Source organism: Streptomyces sp. SID4985 (assembly GCF_009863025.1).
Taxonomy (GTDB): Bacteria; Actinomycetota; Actinomycetes; order Streptomycetales; family Streptomycetaceae; genus Streptomyces.
Map to the genome: position 1 here is coordinate 1 of NZ_WWIR01000237.1, position 2916 is coordinate 2916.

Here is a 2916-nt window from a genome sequence, read left to right on the forward strand (position 1 = left end):
CTACGTCCCCCACGACCTCCGCCGCCCCCACCCCGCCGAGCGACGTCAAGCCCTACGACACCCCCGGCGGCCGCGCCGTCTTCGACGTGGGCCCGGTGAGCGCGACCCTCGTCTCCGCGACCCCCGGCACCGGTTGGTCGATGCAGGTCTGGAAGACGGAGACCTGGATCAGGGTCGAGTTCAGCCGCAGCACGGACCGCGTGACGGTCTTCTGCGACTGGCACGACGGACCGCCGCACGTGGACGTGCAGACGTACTGAGTCCCCGAGTCCCGCTGTACGCGGGCTTGTTCAGCGGAACACCGACGGGGGCGGAGCAGGGGACGCCACCGCCGCGCTGTCCGTCACCGGAGCCGCGCCGCCCGTGAAGTCCAGGAGGGCGCGGCCGTGTTCGACGCGGCCGGGGTGGGGGTCGGAGGCTGCCCGCCGGGTCAACTCCGTGATGGGGAGGGGGATGTCGGCGGCGACGAGGATCGCGTTGCCGAAGCGCTTGCCGCGCAGGACCGCCGCGTCGGCGATCACGGCCAGCTCCGCGAACCGGGCGGCGGCGGTGGCTATTTGGCCGCGGAGGTGGGTGAGCGGGGGGCCGTCGGCGAGGTTGGCGACGTAGAGGCCGGAGGGGCTCAGGGCGCGGCGGGCCTCGTCCAGGAACTCGGTGGAGGTGAGGTGGGCCGGGGTGCGGGCGCCGCTGAACACGTCCGCGACGATCAGGTCGGCCCAGCCGTCCGGCACCTTCGCCAGGCCCTCGCGGGCGTCGGCCGAGCGCACCCGTATCCGGGAGTTGGGGTCGAGCGGGAGTTCCCGGCGGACCAGCTGGACGAGCGCCGCGTCGCGCTCCACGACCTGCTGGGTGGCGCGGGGCCGGGTCGCGGCGACGTAGCGGGCCAGGGTGAGGGCGCCGCCGCCGAGGTGGACGGCGCGCAGCGGCTTGCCGGGCGGCGCGGCGAGGTCGATGACGTGGCCGATGCGGCGCTGGTACTCGAAGGTGAGGTGTGCCGGGTCGTCCAGGTCCACGTGCGACTGGGGCGCGCCGTCGACCAGCAGGGTCCAGGCGCGGGAGCGGTCCGGGTCCGGGATCAGCTCGGCCAGACCACCGTCGACCGCCTCCACGACGGCCTCGGCGGCCGATCCGCGCCGGTTGTTCCTGGACCTGCCCACCGCCCCATTCTCGCAGGTGGCACGGGGGCCCGCCGTACGAGGTCCGGGGACGGGCGAGAGGGGGGCCCGCAAGGGATCCGGCGGGGGTGGACCGCCTCAGCGGCAGCTGTCCGCCGCCTCGATCAGCCGGGCCGCCTCCCCCAGGGCCCGGCGCAGTACCGCCGGGTCCGTGGCGCGGCCGCCGTCGTCGGGGGGCAGGAGCCAGTCGGAGCCCGCCGGCGGGGGTTCGGGGGTCAGGCGCAGGCCGCGGCCCTCGGTGCGGACGCAGGTGCTGCCCGGCACGTCCCAGGCCGCCGCCGTACCCGCCGGGACCAGGAAGCCGAGGGTGTCGCGGCCGTCGTCGTGCAGGACCGGGCCGACCTCCGCGACCGCGCCCCGGCGCAGGATGTCCACGGCCTCAAGGCCCTGCCGGGTCGGCACCGTCACCAGGTCGCACCCCGCGTCGCCCGGCGCCCGCGACCATGTCGGCGCCGTACAAGGGTCGTTGTTCTGGCTGGTCTCCATGCCGGCCTCCACCACGCTGCCCTGTTGCAGTCCACGGGGTACAACGCGCGATGCCGTCAACGGCTACGGCGCAAGTGTGCCGCAAAGGATGGCAGTTCATGGCAGATCGTGGATGAGATATCCGTTTTGTAGCCAAACACTGCGTGTCGGGCCGGACACAGCCGGTACGTTCGTGCCCGCCGGAACCAGGGTGTCACTCGGGCAGCTGTGCCCGAATTCGCCCCGGCCCCGGCACGGTTCGACGGTTCGTACGAGAGGACCGGCCATGGCGTCGTCAACCGAGACCTCGGCGCAGCCCGACCGGCCGCCCCGGCCCAACACCGCCTTCCGGCAGTTGCGTGGCCGCCGTTCCCCCGCGGAGTTCGCCGCGCTGGTACGGCGCGCGGCCCGCGAGATCGGGGAGCGGGTGAGCTGTGACGCGCGCTATGTCGGCAGGGTCGAGGCGGGTGAGATCCGCTGTCCCAACTACGCGTACGAGCGGGTGTTCCTGCACATGTTCCCCGGCCGCACCCTGACCGACCTGGGCTTCGCACCGCGCTCGACCGTCCGCGGGCGCGCGGCGCGGCCCGCCGGTCCGGCCAGGGAGCAGGCAGCCCCGGCACCGGCCGCGCGGGAGCACCCCCGGGGCCACCCGTACGACCGGCCGCGCCCGTACGACCCGCACCCGCGGGACCCGTACGGCAGGCCGTACCCGCACGACCCGTACGGCCCGGACGAGCCGGACGAGAACGACCCACTGAACCACGAGGAGAGCGACGTGCTGCGTCGCGCATTCATGACCGGCGGGGGCGCCACGGTGGCCGCCGCCGCGCTGGGCCCGCTGGGGCTCACAACGGACGCCTCGGCGGCCGGGACACCGCGCCGCCCCGGCACGACGGAGGCCGCCGCCGTCGAGGAGGCCGTCCGCCGCATCCGGGTGCTCGACGACAAGCACGGCGCCGACGGGCTGTACCGGCACGCGGCCCAGCCGCTGCGCCTGGCCTACGAGCTGCTGGACGCGGGCGCCACCCGGCAGTCCACCGCCGACCGGCTGCACTCGGGCGCCGGTGAACTGGCCATCTCGGTCGGCTGGCTGGCCCACGACTCGGGCCGCTTCGACGATGCCCGCTCGCACTACGCGGAGGCGCTGGCCACCGCCCGGATGACCGGCGACGCGGCCCTGGAGGCGCACGCCTTCTGCAACACGGCGTTCCTCGCGCGGGACGCGGGCCGCCCCCGGGAGGCGGTCCGGGCGGCGCAGGCCGCCCAGCGTGCC

At 75.4% G+C, this 2916-nt stretch carries 2 protein-coding genes and 2 pseudogenes; 2 read left to right on the forward strand and 2 right to left on the reverse strand.

Annotated features, from left to right (window positions below; all coding sequences use genetic code 11):
• Positions 1–260, forward strand: a pseudogene (locus GTW40_RS09760) (hypothetical protein); the annotation flags it as partial.
• A 30-nt stretch (positions 261–290) separates the two neighbouring features.
• On the opposite strand, the gene GTW40_RS09765 reads toward GTW40_RS09760, so the two are convergent.
• Positions 291–1157: a fused MFS/spermidine synthase gene (locus GTW40_RS09765; protein ID WP_161179772.1), complete on the reverse strand. Its 867-nt coding sequence runs from the start codon at positions 1155–1157 to the stop codon at positions 291–293.
• Positions 1158–1253: 96 nt separating this feature from the next.
• Entirely contained in the window at positions 1254–1661 is a 408-nt protein-coding gene (locus GTW40_RS09770) for a hypothetical protein (protein ID WP_161179773.1), read from the reverse strand.
• A gap of 265 nt (positions 1662–1926) precedes the next feature.
• On the opposite strand from GTW40_RS09770, the pseudogene GTW40_RS09775 reads away from it, so the two are divergent.
• A pseudogene (locus GTW40_RS09775) lies at positions 1927–2916 on the forward strand (hypothetical protein); the annotation flags it as partial.

Coding starts and splice junctions, on each gene's coding strand:
- GTW40_RS09770 (WP_161179773.1), bottom strand. CDS start 1,661: ATGGAGACCAGCCAGAACAACGACCCTTGTACGGCGCCGACATGGTCG.